The organism is Enterobacter chengduensis, assembly GCF_001984825.2.
Lineage (GTDB): Bacteria > Pseudomonadota > Gammaproteobacteria > Enterobacterales > Enterobacteriaceae > Enterobacter > Enterobacter chengduensis.
The window spans coordinates 2,715,597-2,737,538 of sequence record NZ_CP043318.1; the positions used below are offsets into that span (position 1 = coordinate 2,715,597).

Sequence of the window (21,942 nt, forward strand, 5' to 3'; positions counted from 1 at the left end):
CATTTTCCTGTTGAATTCACCGTTATTTCCCGCTGCCGGCGATGTTCTCGCCGTCGCGGGTTAGCCACCAGGCTCCCAGAATGGGGAACGTTGTCACCAGCATCACCAGCAGTGCAACCACGTTGGTGACCGGCACGTCGCGCGGACGGCCGAGCTGGTTGAGCAACCACAGCGGTAACGTGCGCTCGTGTCCCGCCGTAAACGTTGTGACGATTATCTCGTCAAACGACAGGGCAAACGCCAGCATTCCCCCGGCCAGCAGCGCCGAGCCCAGATTGGGCAGCACCACGTAGCGGAAGGTTTGCCACCCGTCGGCCCCGAGATCCATCGACGCTTCCACCAGGCTCCAGGAGGTGCGTCTGAACCGGGCAATCACGTTGTTAAATACCACCACCACGCAGAAGGTGGCGTGACCAACGACGATGGTGAAAAAACCCGGCTCAAGATCGATCGTTTTGAACGCCGTCAGCAGCGCCAGGCCGGTGATGATCCCCGGTAGCGCAATCGGCAACAGCAGCAGCAGCGAGATCGCATTCTTGCCAAAAAACTCGCTTCGCCACAGCGCCGCTGCAGCAAGCGTGCCAAGCACGAGGGCAATCGTGGTGGAGAGCGCCGCAATCTGAAGTGACAACGTCACCGATTCAATGATATCGCCGCGCCCCGCCGCCACGCTAAACCACTTCAGCGTCAGCCCCTGCGGCGGGAAGCTGAAGGCAGCGTCCTCGGTATTAAAGGCATAGATCGCGATAATCAGCAGCGGGAAGTGCAGGAAGATCACGCCCCCCCATGCTGCCACTTTCAGGAACAGCGGTGCGCGTTCAGAGTGCATCGAAGGCTCCCAGACGTTTCACGAACGCCAGATAAAGCGAAATCAGCACGATGGGCACCAGCGTGAAGGCGGCGGCCATGGGCATGTTGCCAATCGCACCCTGCTGGGAATAGACCATGTTCCCGATGAAGTAGCCCGGCGGCCCCACCAGCTGCGGAACGATGAAATCCCCCAGCGTCAGGGAAAAGGTGAAGATTGAACCCGCCGCAATGCCCGGGATGGCCAGCGGCAGAACCACATAGCGAAAGGTCTGACGAGGACGAGCCCCGAGGTCAGCGGAGGCCTGCAGCAGCGAGGCCGGCAGGCGTTCCAGCGCCGCCTGGACGGGCAGGATCATAAACGGCAGCCAAATATAGACGAAGACCAGAAACCGTCCCAGCCCGGAGGTGGACAAGGTGTTTCCGCCAATCGCCGGGAGCGTCAGGAGTGAGGTCAGGATCGGCTCCAGCCCCATATGATTGAGAAACCACTGCGCCACGCCGTCCTTCGCCAGCAGCAGCGTCCAGGCGTAGGCTTTAACGATGTAGCTCGCCCACATGGGCAGCATCACGGCGATATAGAAAAACGCTTTCCACTTGCCGCGGGTGTATCGCGCCATGTACCAGGCCATCGGGAAGGCGAGGATGGCGCTGGCAATGGTCACCGCAATCGCCATCGTTAGCGTGCGCAGGATGATGTCGTAGTTTGCCGGGTTGAAAAGCGCCTGAATGTTCGCCAGGGTCAGGTCCGGCGTGACCGCCATGGTGAAATCGTCAAAGGTGTAAAACCCCTGCCACAGCAGGGTCAGAAGCGATCCTAAATAGACGATGCCAAACCACATCAGCGGCGCAAGCAGAAGCAGGAACAGGCCGAGCGACGGCTTACGCCAGAACAGCGCGGTCAGGCGGCTCAGGCGGCCGCGCGAGGCGGGAGAATGCGCAACGCTTGTCGCCATTTCACCTCTCCTCGTGCAGGCGGATCATGGCCTCGCGCGACCACGAGGCCATGACGGACTGCCCCGGCGCTACGCCGCTCGGCGACAAGGCGTCACTGAAATTAGCCTGGCTCACCAGCAGCTTAGCGCCATCGGCCAGCTTCAGCTCGAGGCGCGTAGCCGCCCCCTGATACTGAACGGCCTGCACGACGCCGTGAACCTGAACGTCTCCACCCTCATTCAGGCGAATATGTTCCGGGCGAAGGGAATAGCAGCCCTCCATGCCGCACAGTTTCTGTGCGAGACCGGCATCAAAGACGTTGGACGTGCCGACAAAACCGGCGACAAACGGCGTGCGCGGACGCATGTAGAGATCGCGTGGGGTATCCACCTGCTCGATGCGCCCGTTATTAAATACCGCCACCCGGTCCGACATGGAAAGCGCTTCGCCCTGATCGTGGGTGACAAAAATAAAGGTGATGCCGAGCTCCTGCTGAAGCTTCTTCAGCTCGAACTGCATCTGTTCGCGCAGCTTAAGATCGAGCGCGCCCAAGGGTTCGTCCAGCAGCAGGACGCGCGGTTCATTGACCAGCGCGCGAGCGATGGCGACGCGCTGGCGCTGGCCGCCGGAAAGTTGTGAAGGCTTGCGGGCAACGGCGAAGCTCAGGCCCACTTTTTCCAGGGCATCGCGGGCCTGCGCGTGGCGTTTTTTCTTGTCGACGCCTTTGACCATCAGCCCGTAGGCTACGTTGTCGAGGATAGACATATGCGGGAACAGCGCGTAGTCCTGAAAAACGGTGTTCACATCCCGCTCCCAGGGGGGCAGTTCGCTCGCCTCTTTGCCGAAGATAGAAATCGTGCCGCCTGACAGCTGTTCAAAACCCGCTATCAGACGCAGGCAGGTGGTTTTGCCGGAGCCCGAAGGCCCCAGCATGGAGAAAAATTCTCCGTCACGAATCGCAATGGTGACCCCATCCACCGCCCGGACGTCGCCGTACAGGCGGGAAACATTGTTAAACTCTACCGCGTACGTCATGTTCTGCTCCCGGGAAATTAACGACCGCCCATGATGGCGATGTAATCCTGCGTCCAGCGGCTGTAAGGCACAAATTTGCCGCCTTCGGCGATGGGGGTTTTCCAGAACATGATTTTGTCGAACTCGTTATACCCGTTTGTTTCACAGCCTTTCTCGCCCAAAAGCGTGCTGGCCTTACACCCTTCCGGCACCACGGGCAGAGAGCCAAACCATGCGGCCAGATCGCCCTGCACTTTCGGCGTCAGCGACCAGTTCATCCATTTGTAGGCGCACATCGGGTGTTTTGCCTGCGCGTGCAGCATGGTGGTGTCCGCCCAGCCGGTCACCCCCTCTTTTGGGAAGACGGTGGCGATGGGCTGGTTTTCCCCTTTCAGCGCATTTGCCTGATACGGCCAGGCGCTGGAGGCCACGACGCCTTCATTTTTAAAATCGCTCATCTGGACGGTGGTGTCATGCCAGTAGCGGTGGATCAGCGCGTGCTGGTCGCGAAGCACCTTGAGCACCGCGGCATACTGTGCTTCGGTGAGCTGGTATGGGTATTTGATGCCCAGCTGCGGCTGCGTGGCTTTGACGAACAGCGCGGCGTCGGCGATATAAATCGGGCCGTCATAGGCCTGCACGCGTCCCTGGTTGGTTTTCCCGTCCGGCAGATCCTGTTTGGTAAAGACCACGCTCCAGCTGTCCGGTGGGGTCGGGAAGGTTTTGGTGTTGTACATCAGCAGGTTTGGCCCCCACTGGTACGGCGTGCCGTAGACTTTCCCGCCGACGTTAAACCATTCCCCTTTCACGATGCGTGCGTCGAGGGTTTTCCAGTTCGGGATAAGGTCGGGGTTAATGGGCTGAACGCGTTTGCCCATAATCAGGCGCAGGGAGGCGTCACCTGAGGCGGTGACCAGGTCATATCCCCCTTTCGCCATCAGGCTGACCATTTCATCCGACGTGGCCGCCGTTTTGACGTTGACCGCACACCCGGTCTCTTTTTCAAACTGGGTGACCCAGTCATAGTTTTTATCCGTCTGTCCGCGTTCGATGTATCCTGGCCAGGCGATAATATCCAGCCGACCTTCCCCGTCGCCAATGGCTTTGGGGGGTTCTGCGGCGTGCGCTGTCATGATAGTCATGCCGAGCGCGCACAGGCTGCTGCGGGCAAATTTTTTGCTCATAAGAGTACTCCTGTCGCAATGAAATTTAGCGGCAGCCGTGCCGTAAAAATATCTCCCTTATTAAACGTAGACCGCGCAAATGCGCCGCACCGTACGGCTTCAGGAAATTTCATCAAGGTGTGACCGAGGGCGCATTCCCCGTTAACTGGATTATAGACAAGGAGTTAGCCGCGAGAGACGGTATGCAGATTTCCTATGACAGGGCGCCGCGAAATAATCGCAGCGCCGTGATCAGGATAAGAATTGATTATTTAAATAACGCAGAAAACATTATTCCAGCATCGTGCTAATTAATTTCCCTAACTGAATAACCGCCTGCTCTTCTCGCTCTCCCCAGGCCCATGAGGTATTAAAACGAAAGAACGGCGTCCACGCGTCAGATGTGGAAAACATCTTCCCGGGGGCGATGCTGATGTGGTGCGTTAAGGCTTTTTCGCTCAGCAGCCCCGCGTCGAGCTGCGCCGGAAGCTCCAGCCATAAAAAGTAGCCGCTGTCGTTATGGTGGATTTTGACCCCGGCAGGCATATGGCGCAGAAGTGACTGCCAGGCCTGCTGCTTTCGCTCGGCCAGCGTACGCCGCAGACGGCGCAGATGGGCGTCGTAGCGCTTCGTCGCCAGGTAATCCACCAGCGCCAGCTGCACGGGAGAGCTGGTGGAGAGCGTGCTCATCAGCTGCAGCTGCTGGATCCGTCGCGCGTGTTTTCCTGCCGCCACCCAGCCGATGCGAAAACCGGCCACCAGACATTTTGAAAAGGACGAGCAGTGCAGCGTCATGTCCTGACGATCCCAGGCTTTCGCCGGGAGCGGCTTTTCGCGGCCAAAATAGAGCTCGCTGTAAACGTCATCTTCAATCAGGGGGACATTGTGCTGCGTTAATAGCGCGACGAGCCGCGCTTTTTTCTCCGCGCTTAGCGTGAAGCCGAGCGGGTTCTGGCTGTTGGTCATGATCCAGCAGGCTTTAACCGGATAGTCATTCAGCGCCTGTTCGAGGGCATTCAGGTCAATCCCCTCGCGAACATCCGTCGCAATCGATAAGGCTTTGAGCTTGAGGCGCTCCAGCGCCTGCAGCGCGCCGTAGAAACAGGGGTTTTCGACGATCACCCAGTCGCCCGGCTCGGTGACCGCCTGCAGGCTGAGATTGAGCGCTTCGAGCGCGCCCGCGGTGATCACGATCTCTTCCGGAGAGATGTTCATCCCCTGCTGCGCGTAGCGACGGGCAATGGCGTGGCGAAGATCGACGTTACCCGGCGGCAGGTTCTCAATTACGCTCATCGCCGTCGCGGTTTTGCTGACGTTCGCCAGAGAGCGGTTGAGCTGCTGCAGCGGGAAAAGCCGCGGATCGGGAAACGCGGAGGCAAAAGGAACAACGGACGGGTCGCGGCTGGCCTGTAAGACGTCGAAGATGTAGGTGTTAATATCCACCGCTTCGTCACGCATCACCTGAGCGGGTGGCGCAGGCTGTTGTGCGGTCGGGCGCGAGGCAACGTAATAGCCCGACTGCGGTCTGGCGACAATGCGCCCCTGGCTTTCCAGCATCTGATACGCGTGGCCAACGGTCATAAAACTCATGCCGCTGCTCGCCACCTGCTCTCGCAGCGAAGGCAGCTTATCGCCCGGCAGCCATACGCCAAGCTCAATCTGCGAGATAATTTGTTGCGCCAGACGCTGGTATTTTTTCATCAGATTCTCCTTATTGCCGACAGTGTATATCAGCAGGAGAAAAAGAGAAGATTTAGCTAACTGTTATAGTCTGGAAGATGGATTACTTACGGTACTCGGTGACGTGGCTTTGCGCCTGGCGCGCGGCGTCAAGGTGATCGAGCGTAATCATCGACGATTTGCAAAAGATGCATTTCGCGCCGAGTGGGTTTTTCTCAGACACATCAAAGACTGAGGTACGGTACTGCGAGCCATGACAGCATGGGCAGCGAAAATGGATATAAGAAGTCATAGGATTCTCCTGACACGTAAAACGTAAATTACTAATGGGCCGATTGGGCAATAATGGTTTTAAACAAAACGAATCGGAAAGTAGATAAAGACCCAAGAGAGGCTGCGGAGAGGCACAACGTGATGAGAACTGCTTTATAAAACTACGTCAGATATTTATTTGGACTCAAAACCAGAAGACCATTAACGCACGGCGTTGACGACAAAGCAAGCGGTTTTATGCGGGAGATTCATAAAAAGAATGTTTTTATTCTCTGAAGCTCATTCAAGATTTAAACATTGATATTAACAATCCCAGCCATGCTTACATAACCCAATGAAATATCAATACAATCAATAACATTTTTTGCCTACTCATCTGTCGAACCACAGAGTATTAACAACAGGCTAATGAACACTCTTCTACTTGTGTTGCTTACGCAAGCATTTCGATCTTACTTTACATAAAGGAACTATGAATGAGTTGGAATAAAGACGCGGCTGTTTCTTACCTCCGCTCGCATGCGCTCGGACATTCCCATAACGAATGCGCGAAGTTTACACGTCGTGCCATAATCGCTGGATCTCAGATTTTACCCAGCTCAGCATGTACCCCGGGCCGGGTTACCGCCACGCGCAACCAGCCTATAAGATTTACAGGATGAGTCGATGATGAGGAGGATTATAATTAGTTTGCCGTTATTATTATCAGCTTGTACGTGTGTACCTCAGCAGAATGCTGCCGAACGGGCGGAAGAATTTTATTCAACATATCTGACGTTTTTTGCAGAAAGTGATGGTGAATATCCTCAGCTTAGTGAGTTTGTTGCAGCTGATACACTGTCCCGACTTAACGAGATAGAGTCTATTCCTGAACAGGAAATCGTGGGATCAGATTATTTCGCTTACGTTCAGGACTATGATCCATCCTGGGTGAAGGGGCTAGGGTTGGTGTATCGCATCAATTCATGAATGGCGAAGTTCTTCCTGTCCGGATTGGCATTGAGGACGGCGGGTTTCTTAATCTTGAAGTCTATATGCGTCGTGAAGATGGAAAATGGAAAATTTACCGCGTGAGTGACGTAACCGATCGCTACGAGCACCCCATATTTAATGCCGGAGCAATTACTCGAGCAAAGTCATCAGCGGAAAGTGGACTTTAAGCACATCTATAAGTATTACCCTGGCAAACTGTTATAGGTAAATAGGCCGGGTCTGTTTCTGCAACCCAGTTCTGGCGCGGCTTAGAATGGCATCGACATAATTACATCGCGGAGTTTTGCATGTTTGGTTTGGATGCTTTTCACCTTGCACGGATGGAGATAAAAAGATTTCAAAATTATCCATTTAAATCAGCAAGATAAACAACACTCACATTATCTGGTTGCAAAACGGCTAAAGATAAAGTTCTTTAAATCAAGCAGATAAAAATCGTTTTGGGAGAGGATATTCCCCGGTAATCATCCGGGGTGTTTGGTTGTTACGATATTTGAAATGATCATTATTAGCAGGAATTGTCTTTTTTAAATCCCCTCACCACGTTGACGAATATGATAAGAATGGCAAACGGGAGAGCAGAAATGCAAAAACCTCAGGCCAAGGCCCAATACCACGTTTTCTGGTAGAGGGTCTAAATTGACGGCTCATGATAGCAATACACAGAAACGAGCATTGCAAACATAGGGCCGATGAACAATTCTATTTTAAGTTGCTTGTGTTTATTTTTTACTGCCAGAGAACGAATGGCATGTAAAAAACACTAAGATATAATTAGCGCTGCATATACATTCACAAAGTCACCACTCGTAAATAGCTTCACTGATTGCTGCCATGACTTCACTGGCGCCGATTATACTCATGGGCTGGGCGGAAGTCATGAGGTCATCATTGTTGTTAACACGTATAATCTTATGCAGATGAGGATCTTGAAGAGGGCCGGTGTACGCAGGGTTCGCTGTCACAAACAAACTTATTGTTTTAACCTTTAGCGCTACGGCAAGATGCAATGGCCCCGTATCACCTGTCACTAGCAAGTCAAAACCGGAAATGGTTTCAACAAGCTCCTTCAAAGAAACCTTTCCGACACAATCATTAATAGACTGCCTTTCAGCTTCCGTCATACCCTCCATAAATTTTTTGGAAATCTCCACTTCATTTGGAGAACCAATCAATACAATTTCAACATTATGTCCAGAGTTGATTAATAACTTTGCAAGTTCATTGAATCTAAGAACGGGCCACTGTCTTTGGATATCAGATGCTCCAAGCTGGAACCCAATAATGGTGGCGTTCTTTTTGCTTTTTGCTTCGAATGAAAAAGGTATTTTCATTTCTATATTTTCCACATCACAGCCCATTGGTTTGATTAAGGACATTTTTCTTTCAATTAAATGCCCGTTAAACTCAACCCCGGACAATGAAGTTACAAAACGCCTCATTGCAAGATCACTTTCGTTATATGCATCTTTAAATATGTATTTCGCACCTGACAGAGTTGCAATAAGTACATCGTAGGGGCTTTTCGAATGAAGAATAACGGCAATATCTGGAGTATCCGTTTTTAACAATCGCACAATCTTTGAGGCTGTTTTAACTTTTTGGTCCCAAAAAATTACTCGTTCAAACCAAGGAGAACACTCAACCAAGTTTCTGTTCTTGTGGCTTGAAACTAATGTTATTCGAGCAGAGGGAAACCTTGATTTCAGAGATAAAATCGCTGGTGTATTGAACATGAAGTCCCCAAGGGCAGTTGTAGAAAAAATGACTATACTCTCTACTTTTTCATCAAGACCGATTCTGTCAAAAGAATGACCACTTCGCTTAAAAAATCGGTATGAAGATAATAAAAATGAAACTAAAGCTACCCTTGCTTTCTTTGATGACATGTTCAAACCTACCCTATGATATTCAATGGGTATGATTATAACATACTGAATCGTAATATATCCAATAACATCAAGGTGACTGAGGCCAGTTAATATCAGGAGCCTTACCGGCATCAACACGACTCAACAAGACACGGTGTTTTTTCCACTCAAGCAGTAATGCTTGCCTCCTCTCCAGTTGCCATATCCAGATCAACAGCATCCTGAAGTGTTGTAATCATGTTATTCGCCTGAGACAAGTAACTCTTGTTTTTGCGCTGAGCTTCATCCACGTAATCCGCAGGGGCGGCGATACCCTCCATCAAAAAGAAATGCACCACCTAATGCTTTTTCGCCAGCGACGGTAAACTCATCAAGTACATTCTCGGTTTCGATTTCAACGACAATCTGATTAATCGGGAAAATTGCGCTAGCATCATAAAAAAATGAACAATTTCTTTCCAGCCCGGGTAAAAGGAAATTTTTAGCGTTTCAGGAGAAAGTGCTTTTAGCCACAGATACCAATCATTCCCATTATCATGTTTCAGAAAAACAATATTCATCCCTGGTGGTTTTGCAATGTAATATAACTCGAACTCCTCCACCGAGAATTTAGCCACCTTCACCGGGTTATATTTACCCCACATATCTAATGGGCCATATTTTTTAAACATACCAGATTACTTCGTCATTACGCCACCCATGCCGTGTACCAGTGTCCGCCGATGTTATATTGCTCATAACGATACTGAACTGCTGTATAGTTTGTTTTTTGCTGTACGGCAGTGACTACAGCACCAAAGAACGCCGCGATGCCGTTGGTATTTTCGAGCATGCCAAAAAGCATGAGTCACCTTGAGCAATTAATGCGCTATTGCTGGCCATAGTCACCGCGCAGCGCTTATCGGATATCCTGAAGTTAAATTTAAGGATAGAACGCGAGGATAAATGGACGTTTATTTCCGCTCAATAAATAATCAGTTTTGGGGAAGGGTTTTGGGGGGATTATGGTGAAGAGGCTGTACGGTGGGCAAACTGTTATAGGTAAATAGGCCGGGTCTGTTTCTGCAACCCAGAGCTGGCGCGGCTTAGAATGGCATCGACATAATTACATCGCGGAGTTTTGCATGTTTGGTTTGGATGCTTTTCACCTTGCACGGATACAGTTTGCCTTTACCGTATCCTTTCACATTATTTTCCCGGCCATCACCATCGGCCTGGCAAGCTATCTTGCCGTGCTCGAAGGGCTGTGGCTGAAAACAAAAAATCCGGTCTGGCGTTCGCTGTACCATTTCTGGTCGAAGATTTTCGCCGTCAACTTTGGCATGGGCGTGGTCTCCGGGCTGGTGATGGCCTACCAGTTTGGCACCAACTGGAGCGGCTTTTCGCAGTTTGCGGGCAGCATTACCGGCCCGCTGCTGACCTATGAAGTGCTTACCGCCTTCTTCCTCGAAGCCGGGTTCCTCGGCGTGATGCTGTTCGGCTGGAACAAGGTCGGGCCGGGTCTGCACTTTTTCTCAACCTGCATGGTGGCGCTGGGCACCATTATCTCCACCTTCTGGATCCTCTCTTCGAACAGCTGGATGCAGACCCCGCAGGGCTATGAGATCGTCAACGGTCAGGTCGTCCCGGTGGACTGGTTTGCCGTGGTATTTAACCCCTCCTTCCCTTACCGCCTGCTGCATATGTCGATTGCCGCCTTCCTGAGCAGCGCCCTGTTTGTGGGCGCATCCGCGGCATGGCATCTGCTGCGCGGGAATAATACCCCCGCCATCCGGGCGATGTTTTCGATGGCGCTGTGGATGACGCTGATTGTCGCCCCCATTCAGGCCCTGGTTGGCGATATGCACGGGTTGAACACCTTAAAGCACCAGCCCGCCAAGATTGCCGCCATTGAAGGCCACTGGGAAAATCCGCCGGGTGAACCTACCCCGCTGCTGCTGTTTGGCTGGCCGGATATGGAGCAGGAGCGCACCCGCTTTGGGCTGGCGATCCCCGCCCTCGGCAGCCTTATTCTGACGCACAGCCTGGATAAACAGGTTCCGGCGCTGAAAGAGTTTCCGAAGGAAGACCGTCCGAATTCCACCATCGTCTTCTGGTCGTTTCGTATTATGGCGGGCCTGGGCATGCTGATGCTGCTGCTTGGGGTGGCGGCACTCTGGCTGCGCTACAAAAAGCGCGTGTATTCGTCGCGCCCTTTCCTGTGGTTTGCGCTGTTGATGGGGCCATCCGGGCTGATTGCCATTCTGGCCGGGTGGATCACCACCGAAGTGGGCCGCCAGCCGTGGGTAGTGTATGGGCTCCAGCGAACGAAAGATGCGGTTTCCGCCCACGGTGACCTGCACATGAGCGTAAGCCTGCTGGCCTTCTTCGTCGTCTACACCTCGGTATTCGGCGTGGGTTACAGCTATATGGTGCGCCTCATCCGAAAAGGCCCACAGCCGCATGAGTCTTTCGCCACCGAGTCCGACGGACGTCCTGCCCGCCCACTTTCTGCCGTTACAGCTGAACATAAGGAGCAGCCATAATGGGTATCGATCTTTCCATTATCTGGTTCGTCATTATCGTCTTTGCCACGCTGATGTATATCGTCATGGACGGTTTTGATCTCGGGATCGGCATTCTGTTCCCGGCCACGCAGAACGCCGACGATCGCGACGTGATGGTCAACAGCGTCGCGCCGGTATGGGACGGAAATGAAACCTGGCTGGTGCTGGGCGGTGCCGCCCTGTTCGGCGCATTCCCGCTGGCCTATGCGGTGATCGTTGATGCCCTGACCATTCCGCTCACATTAATGCTGATCGGACTTATTTTCCGCGGCGTGGCGTTTGAGTTTCGCTTTAAGGCCACGCCTGCGCACCGCCCGTTCTGGGATAAGGCCTTTATTGGCGGTTCGATTCTGGCGACGTTTACCCAGGGCGTGACGGTAGGTGCCGTCATTAACGGCTTTTCCGTCACCGGCCGGGCCTACACCGGCGGCCCCTTTGACTGGTTTACCGCGTTTAACCTGTTTTGCGGCGCGGGGCTGGTGGTGGCCTATGCGCTGTTAGGCGCTACCTGGCTGGTGATGAAAAGCGAAAACGCGCTGCAGCAGCGGATGCGTGAGGTATCTAAAACGCTATTAATCATGCTGCTGGCGTTTATTGCGGCGATCAGCCTCTGGACGCCGCTGGCGCAACCGGCCATCGCTGCGCGCTGGTTTACGCTGCCAAACCTGTTTTATCTGCTGCCGGTCCCGGCGCTGGTGGTGATGTTTAGCCTGTACCAGTGGCGCTGCCTGAATAATCCCGACAGCCATAGCCGACCGTTTATCCTGACGCTGGGGCTGATCTTCCTCGGCTTTAGCGGGCTTGGGATCAGCATCTGGCCGCATATTATTCCGCCGTCGATCACCCTGTGGCAGGCCGCCGCACCGACGCAAAGCCAGGGCTTTATGCTTGTGGGCGCGCTGTTGATCGTTCCCGTCATTCTGGTCTACACCTTCTGGAGCTACTATGTATTTCGCGGCAAAGTTCAGCATGGGGAGGGTTATCACTGATGCAACAACCGGTCTGGAAAAGATTACTGTGGCTGGCCATTATCTGGGGCGGCAGCGTGCTGGCGCTGGCTGCGGTCAGCATGCTCTTCCGTATGCTGATGACGGCTGCAGGGTTTAAATCGCATTGACGTTATTCCGGGCAACCGCTGCGTTGCCCGGTACATCCTCGCACTTTCAGATAAACCCCATTAACGCCCGGCAGAGTATCGTTACACTGGAAAAAGATTCACAGTATTTATAGTTTGAGAAGAAAAATGAAAAAGCTCATCGCGTTAAGTGTTATTAGTCTTGTCCTTACCGGCTGCGTTAATCCGGGTAAAGCCTCCGTACAGCCGGAGCAACTTAAGAGCCACCGCTTTGTGCTGGAAAATGTGAACGGTAAGGCCGTGAAGAGCGCGACAACGCAACCAGAAATCAGTTTTAACGCGCTGCCTGATATCAGCCTGGTGGACAACATCAGCGTTTCTGGCCAGATGTGTAACCGCTTTAACGGCCAGGGGAAATTGTCCGAAGGCGAGCTTAAGGTGAAAACGCTGGCCATGACGCGCAAGCTCTGCACAGAACCGCAGCTGAATGAGCTGGATCAGGCCATCGGCGACATGCTGCGCAAAGGGGCGCAGGTCGACCTGACTGAAGACCAGTTGACGCTGGCGACAGCCGATAAAACGCTGATGTTTAAGCGTGCAGAATAATCAGTAGTTACCGCAGCTTCCCACGGCAAGCGACTGCTCACTGCAGCGTTTGCCGTTTGGCAAGGCGCACATACCAATAGCAGAACCGTCAAGCTGTCGGGCGACGGACAGCGAACCGCCAATCATTGCGCAATTGGCCTGACCTGAACTGGACATCGCCGCCTTCATTCCCGGCGCGACGTGAGCGGCCGTAGCCTGCTGGACTGGTTCACTGCTACATGCCGACAATAATAGTGCGGCACACCCTACCCAAAATGCTGAGCGCATGCTCTCTCCCCCATAAATAATGCGAAACCTATGCATAATAGGCATCACGTCCCGTGCCGTCGAGAGTGGAAGTGCGTATTTATGCGCTCCAGAAACAATTTCTCGCAATTTTTTCGCCAAAAGTTTGATCTACACATTGATGGTGGGAATACCCAGGACACAAAAGCGAAAATCGTAAAATCCCCCGTTTGCTAGAATACACAGATAATATTCAGGGTTTGTCGCCGTAATACAGACCCCTATTTTTTGCGCAATGTAAGGGTGTTGTCCTATGCAAACTATTGACGGTAATGGTGCAGTTGCCTCAGTCGCCTTCCGCACCAGTGAAGTTATCGCCATCTACCCGATTACGCCAAGTTCGACCATGGCTGAGCAGGCGGACGCCTGGGCGGGTAACGGGTTAAAAAACGTCTGGGGCGATGTCCCGAGAGTGGTTGAAATGCAGTCCGAGGCCGGCGCGATCGCCACGGTCCACGGCGCGCTACAGACCGGTGCGCTTTCCACGTCGTTCACCTCCTCACAGGGATTGTTGTTAATGATCCCGACGCTGTACAAGCTCGCCGGGCAACTGACCCCCTTCGTTCTGCACGTCGCGGCGCGCACCGTTGCTACCCACGCGCTCTCCATCTTTGGCGATCACTCTGACGTGATGGCCGTGCGCCAGACCGGCTGCGCGATGCTGTGCGCCAGCAGCGTTCAGGAAGCCCAGGACTTTGCCTTAATTTCGCATATCGCCACGCTCAAAAGCCGCGTGCCGTTTATTCACTTCTTTGATGGTTTCCGCACCTCTCACGAGATCAACAAAATCGTCCCGCTGGCCGACGAGACTATCCTGAACCTGCTCCCGCAGGCGGACATCGACGCGCATCGCGCCCGGGCCCTGAACCCGGAACATCCGGTGATTCGCGGAACGTCGGCCAATCCGGATACCTATTTCCAGTCCCGCGAGGCCACGAACCCGTGGTACAACGCCGTTTACGATCATGTTGAACAGGCGATGAATGACTTTGCCGCCGCAACCGGTCGTGAATACAAACCGTTTGAATACTACGGCCATCCGCAGGCGGAGCGTGTGATTGTGCTGATGGGGTCAGCCATCGGGACCTGCGAAGAGGTGGTTGACGAGCTGCTGACGCGCGGCGAAAAGGTGGGCGTGCTTAAGGTGCGCCTCTATCGTCCGTTCTCGGCTAAACATCTGCTTTCCGTTCTGCCTGAAAGCGCGCGCGCTGTGGCGGTACTCGATCGTACCAAAGAGCCGGGCGCGCAGGCGGAACCGCTTTATCTGGACGTGATGACCGCCCTGGCCGAAGCCTTTAACAATGGCGAGCGCGAAACGCTGCCGCGCGCGATCGGGGGGCGCTACGGTTTGTCCTCCAAAGAGTTCGGGCCGGACTGCGTGCTGGCGGTATTTAACGAGCTCAGCGAAGCGAAGCCGAAGCCGCGCTTTACCGTCGGCATCTATGACGATGTAACCAACCTGTCCCTGCCGTTGCCGGAAAACACCCTGCCATCGACCGCCAGGCTTGAGGCGCTGTTCTATGGTCTGGGCAGCGACGGCAGCGTCTCCGCGACCAAAAACAACATCAAAATCATCGGTAACTCCACGCCGTGGTACGCCCAGGGGTACTTCGTTTATGACTCCAAGAAAGCCGGCGGCCTGACCGTTTCGCACCTGCGCGTGAGCGAACAGCCCATCCGCTCGGCGTATCTTATTTCTCAGGCTGATTTTGTTGGCTGTCACCAGCTGCAGTTCATCGATAAATACCAGATGGCCGAGCGCCTGAAGCCCGGCGGTATTTTCCTTCTGAACACGCCGTACGGCGCGGATGAGGTCTGGTCGCGCCTGCCGCAGGAAGTGCAGGCGGTGCTGAACCAGAAAAAAGCCCGGTTCTATGTGGTCAACGCCGCCAAAATTGCCCGCGAATGCGGCCTTGCTGCGCGTATTAATACCGTGATGCAGATGGCCTTCTTCCATCTGACGAATATCCTGCCGGGCGACAGCGCGCTCGCGGAACTGCAGGGCGCAATTGCCAAAAGCTACAGCAGCAAGGGCCAGGAGCTGGTCGAGCGAAACTGGCAGGCGCTGGCGCTGGCCCGCGAATCCCTGTTTGAGGTGCCGCTGCAGCCGGTCAATGCCGCCAGCCCGAACCGCCCTCCGGTGGTGTCCGACGCGGCGCCTGACTTCGTGAAAACCGTTACGGCGGCGATGCTGGCCGGTCTGGGCGACGCCCTGCCCGTCTCGGCGCTGCCGCCGGATGGAACGTGGCCGATGGGCACCACCCGTTGGGAAAAACGCAACATCGCCGAAGAAATTCCCATCTGGAAAGAGGAGCTGTGCACCCAGTGTAACCACTGCGTCGCGGCCTGCCCGCACTCGGCCATTCGCGCCAAAGTGGTATCACCGGAAGAGATGGAAACCGCGCCGGCCAGCCTGCACTCCCTGGACGTGAAATCCCGCGATATGCGCGGACAGAAATACGTTCTCCAGGTCGCGCCGGAAGATTGCACCGGCTGTAACCTGTGCGTTGAGGTTTGCCCGGCGAAGGACAGGCAGAATCCTGAAATTAAAGCCATCAATATGATGTCGCGCCTGGAGCACGTCGAAGAGGAAAAGGTCAATTACGACTTCTTCCTGAATCTGCCGGAAATCGACCGTAGCAAGCTGGAACGTATTGATATCCGCACATCACAGCTGATCACGCCGCTGTTTGAGTACTCAGGCGCCTGCTCCGGCTGCGGTGAAACGCCGTATATCAAGCTGCTTACCCAGCTGTACGGTGACCGGATGTTGATTGCCAACGCAACCGGCTGTTCGTCCATCTATGGCGGCAATTTGCCTTCCACGCCGTACACCACTGATGAGCATGGTCGCGGACCGGCCTGGGCAAACTCGCTGTTTGAGGACAACGCCGAGTTTGGTCTGGGCTTCCGCCTGACCGTTGACCAGCACCGCGCGCGCGTGATGCGCCTGCTGGAACAGTTCGCCGGACAGATCCCCGCCGAGCTCAATGACGCGCTTCACGCGGACGCGACGCCGGAAGCGCGTCGTGAGCAGGTTGCTGAGCTGCGCCGTGCGCTACAGGGCGTGGCGGGGACCGAACAGCTGCTGACCGACGCTGACGCCCTGGTCGAAAAATCGATCTGGCTAATTGGCGGCGACGGCTGGGCTTACGATATCGGCTTCGGCGGGCTGGATCACGTGTTGAGCCTGACCGAAAACGTCAACATTCTGGTTCTGGATACGCAGTGTTATTCCAATACCGGCGGTCAGGCGTCGAAAGCCACACCGCTAGGCGCCGTAACAAAATTCGGTGAACACGGGAAACGCAAGGCGCGCAAAGATCTCGGCGTGAGCATGATGATGTACGGCCACGTTTACGTGGCGCAAATCTCGCTGGGTGCCCAGCTTAACCAGACGGTAAAAGCGATTCAGGAAGCGGAAGCGTACCCGGGTCCGTCGCTGATTATTGCCTACAGCCCTTGCGAGGAGCATGGCTACGACCTGGCGCTCAGCCACGATCAGATGCGACAGCTGACCGCGACCGGCTTCTGGCCGCTGTACCGGTTCGACCCGCGCCGTGCGGACGAAGGTAAGTTACCGCTGGCGCTGGACTCTCGTCCACCGTCAGATGCCCTGTCCGAGACGTTAATGCAGGAACAACGGTTCCGTCGTCTTAACGCGCAGCAGCCGGAAGTGGCTGAACAGCTGTGGAAAGATGCCGCTGTGGACCTGCAAAAGCGCTATGACTTCCTGGCGCAAATGGCGGGTAAAGCCGAAAAACCGACCAGCGACTAGTGCCTCTGCCCGGCTTGTCCGGGCATTTTTTTGCCATAAAAAAAGCCCGGCGTATTCACACCGGGCAAATCCAAATAATCAATGAAAATCTATTTAGTTTCCTTAATAGCATTCACGTTAATTATGGATGAATCATCTTAAAGGCATATAACGCCGTCAAGACTACCTTAATTAACGGCTGATTAATAATTTCAATTTAATATACTTCACCTTAAATCATTCATAAAACCAATGATCATTTCCACTGATTTATTCGGTTTAGATTTTACTTAGTTCGTAACAATTCTATTTTATTACTCTTACACGGGAGTGATTTAGCATGGGACAACTTTCTCATTCTGAAAGTTCAACAGGTAATTAAATAAAAACAACTGCAAAGGAATATCACAATGCAAAGAAAAGTACTGGCCCTGATGATTCCGGCTCTGTTAATGGCTGGCGCAACGCATGCAGCAGAGATTTATAATAAAGACGGCAACAAATTGGATCTGTACGGGAAAGTAGATGGTCTGCACTATTTCTCCGACGACAAAGGCGCTGACGGGGATCAAACCTACATGCGTCTGGGCTTCAAAGGCGAAACCCAGATCAACGACATGATGACCGGCTATGCGCAGTGGGAATACAACATTCAGGCCAATAATACCGAAGGATCGGATAACCAGTCCTGGACGCGTCTGGCCTTCGCCGGTGTGAAAGTGGGCGATTACGGCTCTTTCGATTACGGTCGTAACTACGGCGTACTGTACGACGTGGAAGGCTGGACCGATATGCTGCCTGAGTTCGGCGGCGACTCCTACACCAAAGCCGACAACTTCATGACCAGTCGCGCAAACGGCGTGGCAACCTACCGTAACACCGACTTCTATGGTCTGGTGCAGGGTCTGAACTTTGCGCTGCAGTATCAGGGCAAGAATGAAGACGCCAGCAACAATCAGGAAGGCACCAACAACGGTCGCGACACGCGTCACGAGAACGGCGATGGTTTCGGTATTTCTACCACCTATGACTTCGGCATGGGGATCAGTGCGGGTGCCGCCTATGCTTCTTCTGACCGTACCAATGACCAGATGATGAATACCACTGCGGGCGGTGACAAAGCGGATGCCTGGACTGCGGGCCTGAAATATGACGCCAACAATATCTATCTGGCGGCAATGTATTCTGAAACCCGCAACATGACCCCGTACGGCAATCACACCGACGCCGTGGCGAACAAAACTTAAAACTTTGAGGTGACCGCGCAGTATCAGTTCGACTTCGGCCTGCGTCCGACCCTCTCCTACCTGCAGTCTAAAGGTAAGGACCTCGGCAACGGTCAGGGCGACCAGGATCTGGTTAAATACGCTGACGTTGGCGCGACCTACTACTTCAACAAAAACATGTCCACCTACGTTGATTACAAAATCAACCTGCTGGATGAAGATGACAGCTTCTACAAAAACAACGGCATCGGTACGGATGATGTCGTGGCACTGGGCCTGGTTTACCAGTTCTGATTGTCAGGGCCCGCATCCTGATGCGGGCTCGTTTTTTTGAAACTCGTCACAAAAGACAGCTTCAGAAAGCGGTTGGTTGAGGGTAAGTTGAAAGAAAGCTGGTTAAACTTCGGTGATAGCCCTTTCGTCACTAAGGATAACAGCGTTGTTTAGTCGTGTATCCCTTGCAGTACTTACCCTTTTAGCTATTCTGTGGATGGCGTTAATTTTTGATTTTGGTGATATTGTCGGGCATCTCGGCGCGCTATTAAACCATCTGGATGGCAGTTAACTATACTGATTAAAAAGCGGCCAGACGGCAATCATCCCTGCTCTTCCCCTTTCTCGCGAAATGAGAGATAGCCAAATACCCCACTTTCCCCATCTGAGGGATGATTTACGCCGTCCATCACCTTCATCTCATGAAAATCAAAAGGTGAAACGTTTTCAAGACAGGCGACATTCACGCCGTATTCGTTTGGGTTAGAACGTCGCTGATGGAACGTATAAATCCCACACACCGAGCAGAAGAAATGCCGTGCCGTTCCCGTATTGAAGCGGTACTCGGTGAGTTTATCCTGACCTTTGGTGACGGTAATTCCTGATAACGGCGCAGAAACGACGACCGCGCCCCGCATGCGACAAAAGGAACAGCTGCAGCGCCGCACGGTGTTCAGGTCATCCGTAAGCTCAACGGTAAACGTCACCGCGCCGCAATGGCATTTCGCTTTACGAGCCTCAGCCATGGCCTATACCCCTTTTCTTACCAGCTCGGCGGCTTTCACGAAAACCTCGTCTTCTACACCGTCGCCCTTTTGCCTGCCGAGCCTGACCAGCTCATCGACAATACTGTTGCGATGGATCGGTTTCTGCGCAGACACCAGTCCAATAACGGCGGCCCCAATCGCCAGCCCCACTAATCCAGTTTGTTCATCTTTGTTTTTCATAATCATGCTCCTGGTACAACAAACAAGCGTAGCAGGAATACGGTAAAACGGAATGCCGGACACACGCTCTGTGAATATTATTTAAACAGTTCAGGCAGGTACGACTTCCAGAATCGACAGATACGAACGGGTGTCTATTATTTTGTTCAATTTCAGGTTGGTCTGTTCAAACAAGGCCTGATACTCAGACTCTGTTCGTGCCCGTCCTCCATCAAAGCTTGTTAACAGAAGAAGGTCAATTTCAAATCGACCCTGTTCATTGTTTTCTTTTTTAATAAGCGGCTCAAAAATTAATAGCCGGGAATTTTCTTTCATTACATTTCTGCAGCATTGAAGTATCTGAATGGACTTCTCATCAGGCCAGTCCATCAAAATATACTTAAGCAGGTAAATGTCTGCTACAGGACAGGCTTCAAAAAAGCTGCCCTCAACGGTCTCCCATCGACAATTATCATTTAACAGGTGCAGTCGATTCCGCTCAAGCACGTCTTTTTGATCGAAAAGGATCCCTGTTAAGGTCGGATTTCGACGTAAAACGGCCAGCAATAAATTACCCAGCCCACCGGCGATATCGGCAACGACAGCGTTTTGAGGGAACGAATAGCTATCTGCAATGACTTCATTCTCTACGGATGACATAGAGGCCATACCGGCATGAAAAATGTTGCTGTCAGCCCCCCTATCGTCATGCTGCCAGTAGTCGTAAAAAGGCTTGCCAAATAATTCATTAAACACAGGTTTGCCTTGCAGTATCTCATCCATTTTAGCCGCTGGCTGCCAGAATGTTTGGTCTGTCAGCATGAGCACCGCCGCACGCAAGGAAAATTCATGCTCAGAGCACAGGAATTGTGCGGAAGGGCTAAGACTGTATTCAGCTTGAGATAATTCGTTGAAAACTCCACGAGAGGACAATAAGCGCATGATTCGATGAAGATAGTCAACGTCGACATTCAACTCCTTCGCCAGTTTCTTGACGGATTTTTTTCCTTCAACCAGATGATCTGCGACGCCTAATACCGCGACCGCCCGAAGTGCAGCCTGCCAGACAAAACCCATGCTTTGCTCTAACAAACACATTCCTTCTTTACGGCTCAGTAAATCCAGACTATTGCGTTGTGACATTTTCTGCTCCTTACCAATAAAGATGCGCTGAACAACTGAAACGCCGCTAGCAAGCGTAAGTCTGGTAATGAGCTTTATCCACAACATCAGAAAGGATTATTTATGCAGTTTCGTACCGTTTAGCATACACTCCATTTAAATACGTAAAAAAACAGGGCCACTTACTCGTCATCTTGATTAGTAACACCATGATATTATTATTTTATAAATGATTTCTATTAAACAAAAAATGCCTGTCGTGAGACGGGCATTGCATAGTTAGAATCTCGGCGCGAGTCCATATTTTGGCGTGTTGATATTTGCCGACCAAATTTTGATATCGTTTTGCAGGAGAATAGTGAAATCAGATTTCAGATGCATCACCATGCCATTGACGCTTTCCGCATCCACCACTGAAAAATGCTCAATTCTGTTTTGCCCTATCTGGACACAATTATATTTGGCGGGCAGCACTTTACCATTGACATTTAGCGGTAGATTATTCTCACCACAGCGGCCTTCCGTAATATAAGACACGAGCAAATTAGCGGATTTCCTCCCAGGCTGGAATACGCTCACCATGACGGGAGAACCTGCCGAGGTCTGCGTCATATCGTAAAGCACCGCATTTTTCATATACCAGGTATTATATTCCCGCTCCTGAAAAGCGGACCAGGCAGGCGCAGAAAAAAACGCCAACACTGCCAGCATAAGAGATACTATTTTCATGGGATGTCATCGTCCGTGGTGTTGCTCGTATTATTCAGATTGTGCAAAAAACAGCAACAACTTAAGAATAGTCCTACTACTATTGGCAGTGAAGGAGGGTTAATTGACGCATGCGCGATGGGGTCTGTCTCCTGTTGCTAACGTATATTCGCTTTATTTATTCCGACCGGCCATTCGGATCGCTTCCAGGCCGACGCGCTGTCCGAATGACAGCTCTAACGTATTTCCATCGGGATCGGCAAAAAAGACATAGTAGCCGACGGGATCGCCTACATTCTCAGGCGCCTTCCTTAGCACACCTTCAGCGGTGGCCATCGCGGTTTTTCTGTCAATTTCTTCGCGGGTCGCGCAGGCAATACCCAGATGCCCGAAGCGACCCAGCGGCGTGTCGGTCACGGTATCGGCCTGTACCAGAACCAGTGCAAAAGGACGGGTATGGTCGCTAAGCCATGCTACTTTTCTTGCATCAGGGATGTCGGGTTCACGCAAATGAATGACCTCCATACCGGCATAGCGACGATAGAAGGCGATACTCTTTTCCAGGTCCCTGACCATAAACGCGACATGAGTGAAACCTACATCAATGTCTTTCATTTTAAGATGTTACTCCTTTATCAACGTGGTGCTGACATCTTAAAAGCTCAAGTTAACTTGATGTCA

Annotated in this window: 24 protein-coding genes and 1 pseudogene; 8 read left to right on the forward strand and 17 right to left on the reverse strand. The window is 52.7% G+C overall.

The window, feature by feature from the left end; translation table 11 throughout:
• Nucleotides 1–22: 22 nt before the first annotated feature.
• From FY206_RS13215 to ymcF, 6 genes are all read right to left on the reverse strand, one after another.
• On the reverse strand, nt 23–829 hold the full coding sequence (locus FY206_RS13215) for an ABC transporter permease (RefSeq protein ID WP_032640841.1): 807 nt from the start codon (nt 827–829) through the stop codon (nt 23–25).
• The gene (locus FY206_RS13220) at nt 819–1,763 is read right to left on the reverse strand and encodes an ABC transporter permease (protein ID WP_032640843.1); all 945 of its coding nucleotides are present in this window, start codon (nt 1,761–1,763) and stop codon (nt 819–821) included. The genes FY206_RS13215 and FY206_RS13220 overlap by 11 nt, the downstream gene beginning before the upstream one ends.
• Before the next feature lies 1 nt (nt 1,764).
• Nucleotides 1,765–2,778 (reverse strand): ABC transporter ATP-binding protein, encoded by a 1,014-nt coding sequence (locus tag FY206_RS13225; RefSeq protein ID WP_032640845.1) that lies wholly within the window; start codon nt 2,776–2,778, stop codon nt 1,765–1,767.
• A gap of 17 nt (nt 2,779–2,795) precedes the next feature.
• Nucleotides 2,796–3,941 (reverse strand): putative ABC transporter substrate-binding protein YdcS, encoded by a 1,146-nt coding sequence (ydcS, locus tag FY206_RS13230; RefSeq protein ID WP_032640847.1) that lies wholly within the window; start codon nt 3,939–3,941, stop codon nt 2,796–2,798.
• A gap of 270 nt (nt 3,942–4,211) precedes the next feature.
• A complete protein-coding gene (locus FY206_RS13235) occupies nt 4,212–5,621 on the reverse strand; it encodes an aminotransferase-like domain-containing protein (protein ID WP_032640849.1) in 1,410 nt (469 codons plus the stop codon).
• 82 nt (nt 5,622–5,703) lie between these two features.
• Nucleotides 5,704–5,892: a cold shock small protein YmcF gene (ymcF, locus tag FY206_RS13240; protein ID WP_032640851.1), complete on the reverse strand. Its 189-nt coding sequence runs from the start codon at nt 5,890–5,892 to the stop codon at nt 5,704–5,706.
• Between the two features lie 647 nt (nt 5,893–6,539).
• Between ymcF and FY206_RS25715 the strand changes: the two genes are divergently transcribed.
• Nucleotides 6,540–6,842 (forward strand): DUF3828 domain-containing protein, encoded by a 303-nt coding sequence (locus FY206_RS25715; RefSeq protein ID WP_077064029.1) that lies wholly within the window; start codon nt 6,540–6,542, stop codon nt 6,840–6,842.
• A complete protein-coding gene (locus FY206_RS25720) occupies nt 6,839–7,033 on the forward strand; it encodes a DUF3828 domain-containing protein (protein ID WP_077064030.1) in 195 nt (64 codons plus the stop codon). Before FY206_RS25715 ends, FY206_RS25720 begins: the two co-directional genes overlap by 4 nt.
• A gap of 633 nt (nt 7,034–7,666) precedes the next feature.
• On the opposite strand, the gene FY206_RS13255 is transcribed toward FY206_RS25720, so the two are convergent.
• From FY206_RS13255 to FY206_RS25300, 5 genes are all read right to left on the reverse strand, one after another.
• Nucleotides 7,667–8,755 (reverse strand): glycosyltransferase family 9 protein, encoded by a 1,089-nt coding sequence (locus FY206_RS13255; RefSeq protein WP_032642605.1) that lies wholly within the window; start codon nt 8,753–8,755, stop codon nt 7,667–7,669.
• Nucleotides 8,756–8,825: 70 nt separating this feature from the next.
• Nucleotides 8,826–8,957, reverse strand: coding sequence for a tail fiber assembly protein (locus tag FY206_RS25825; RefSeq protein ID WP_250898153.1), 132 nt, complete (start codon nt 8,955–8,957; stop codon nt 8,826–8,828).
• Nucleotides 8,905–9,057 carry a tail fiber assembly protein gene (locus tag FY206_RS13260; protein WP_235007393.1) on the reverse strand — a complete coding sequence of 51 codons (153 nt, stop codon included), beginning with the start codon at nt 9,055–9,057 and terminating at the stop codon, nt 8,905–8,907. The genes FY206_RS25825 and FY206_RS13260 overlap by 53 nt, the downstream gene beginning before the upstream one ends.
• An 18-nt stretch (nt 9,058–9,075) precedes the next feature.
• Nucleotides 9,076–9,408 (reverse strand): hypothetical protein, encoded by a 333-nt coding sequence (locus tag FY206_RS13265; RefSeq protein ID WP_032640852.1) that lies wholly within the window; start codon nt 9,406–9,408, stop codon nt 9,076–9,078.
• 17 nt (nt 9,409–9,425) lie between these two features.
• The gene (locus tag FY206_RS25300) at nt 9,426–9,581 is read right to left on the reverse strand and encodes a hypothetical protein (protein ID WP_154231965.1); all 156 of its coding nucleotides are present in this window, start codon (nt 9,579–9,581) and stop codon (nt 9,426–9,428) included.
• 280 nt (nt 9,582–9,861) lie between these two features.
• Between FY206_RS25300 and FY206_RS13270 the strand changes: the two genes are divergently transcribed.
• From FY206_RS13270 to hslJ, 4 genes are all read left to right on the forward strand, one after another.
• A complete protein-coding gene (locus FY206_RS13270; RefSeq protein WP_032640854.1) occupies nt 9,862–11,262 on the forward strand; it encodes a cytochrome ubiquinol oxidase subunit I in 1,401 nt (466 codons plus the stop codon).
• Nucleotides 11,262–12,272, forward strand: a complete 1,011-nt coding sequence (gene cydB, locus FY206_RS13275) for a cytochrome d ubiquinol oxidase subunit II (protein ID WP_032640856.1) — start codon at nt 11,262–11,264, stop codon at nt 12,270–12,272. Before FY206_RS13270 ends, cydB begins: the two co-directional genes overlap by 1 nt.
• Entirely contained in the window at nt 12,272–12,400 is a 129-nt protein-coding gene (locus tag FY206_RS13280; RefSeq protein ID WP_008501283.1) for a DUF2474 domain-containing protein, read from the forward strand. Before cydB ends, FY206_RS13280 begins: the two co-directional genes overlap by 1 nt.
• 126 nt (nt 12,401–12,526) lie before the next feature.
• A complete protein-coding gene (hslJ, locus tag FY206_RS13285; RefSeq protein ID WP_032640858.1) occupies nt 12,527–12,964 on the forward strand; it encodes a heat shock protein HslJ in 438 nt (145 codons plus the stop codon).
• Here hslJ and FY206_RS13290 read toward each other — a convergent pair whose 3' ends face one another.
• On the reverse strand, nt 12,965–13,231 hold the full coding sequence (locus FY206_RS13290) for a putative hemolysin (RefSeq protein WP_023312003.1): 267 nt from the start codon (nt 13,229–13,231) through the stop codon (nt 12,965–12,967). It lies immediately after the preceding gene.
• Nucleotides 13,232–13,502: 271 nt separating this feature from the next.
• On the opposite strand from FY206_RS13290, the gene nifJ reads away from it, so the two are divergent.
• Both nifJ and ompC read left to right on the forward strand, forming a co-directional pair.
• A complete protein-coding gene (gene nifJ, locus FY206_RS13295; protein ID WP_032640860.1) occupies nt 13,503–17,027 on the forward strand; it encodes a pyruvate:ferredoxin (flavodoxin) oxidoreductase in 3,525 nt (1,174 codons plus the stop codon).
• 389 nt (nt 17,028–17,416) lie between these two features.
• Nucleotides 17,417–18,526 (forward strand): annotated as a pseudogene (ompC, locus tag FY206_RS13300) (porin OmpC).
• A gap of 302 nt (nt 18,527–18,828) precedes the next feature.
• Here ompC and FY206_RS13305 read toward each other — a convergent pair.
• The 5 genes from FY206_RS13305 to FY206_RS13325 all read right to left on the reverse strand — a co-directional run bounded on the left by FY206_RS13305 (nt 18,829) and on the right by FY206_RS13325 (nt 21,876).
• The gene (locus FY206_RS13305) at nt 18,829–19,251 is read right to left on the reverse strand and encodes a GFA family protein (protein WP_032640862.1); all 423 of its coding nucleotides are present in this window, start codon (nt 19,249–19,251) and stop codon (nt 18,829–18,831) included.
• Nucleotides 19,252–19,254: 3 nt separating this feature from the next.
• Nucleotides 19,255–19,452, reverse strand: a complete 198-nt coding sequence (locus FY206_RS13310) for a hypothetical protein (protein WP_023312007.1) — start codon at nt 19,450–19,452, stop codon at nt 19,255–19,257.
• A 90-nt stretch (nt 19,453–19,542) separates the two neighbouring features.
• On the reverse strand, nt 19,543–20,574 hold the full coding sequence (locus FY206_RS13315) for a methyltransferase (protein ID WP_045890104.1): 1,032 nt from the start codon (nt 20,572–20,574) through the stop codon (nt 19,543–19,545).
• A 258-nt stretch (nt 20,575–20,832) separates the two neighbouring features.
• Nucleotides 20,833–21,282 carry a hypothetical protein gene (locus tag FY206_RS13320; protein WP_032640864.1) on the reverse strand — a complete coding sequence of 150 codons (450 nt, stop codon included), beginning with the start codon at nt 21,280–21,282 and terminating at the stop codon, nt 20,833–20,835.
• Nucleotides 21,283–21,435: 153 nt separating this feature from the next.
• A complete protein-coding gene (locus tag FY206_RS13325) occupies nt 21,436–21,876 on the reverse strand; it encodes a VOC family protein (protein ID WP_032640866.1) in 441 nt (146 codons plus the stop codon).
• Between the last annotated feature and the right edge of the window lie 66 nt (nt 21,877–21,942).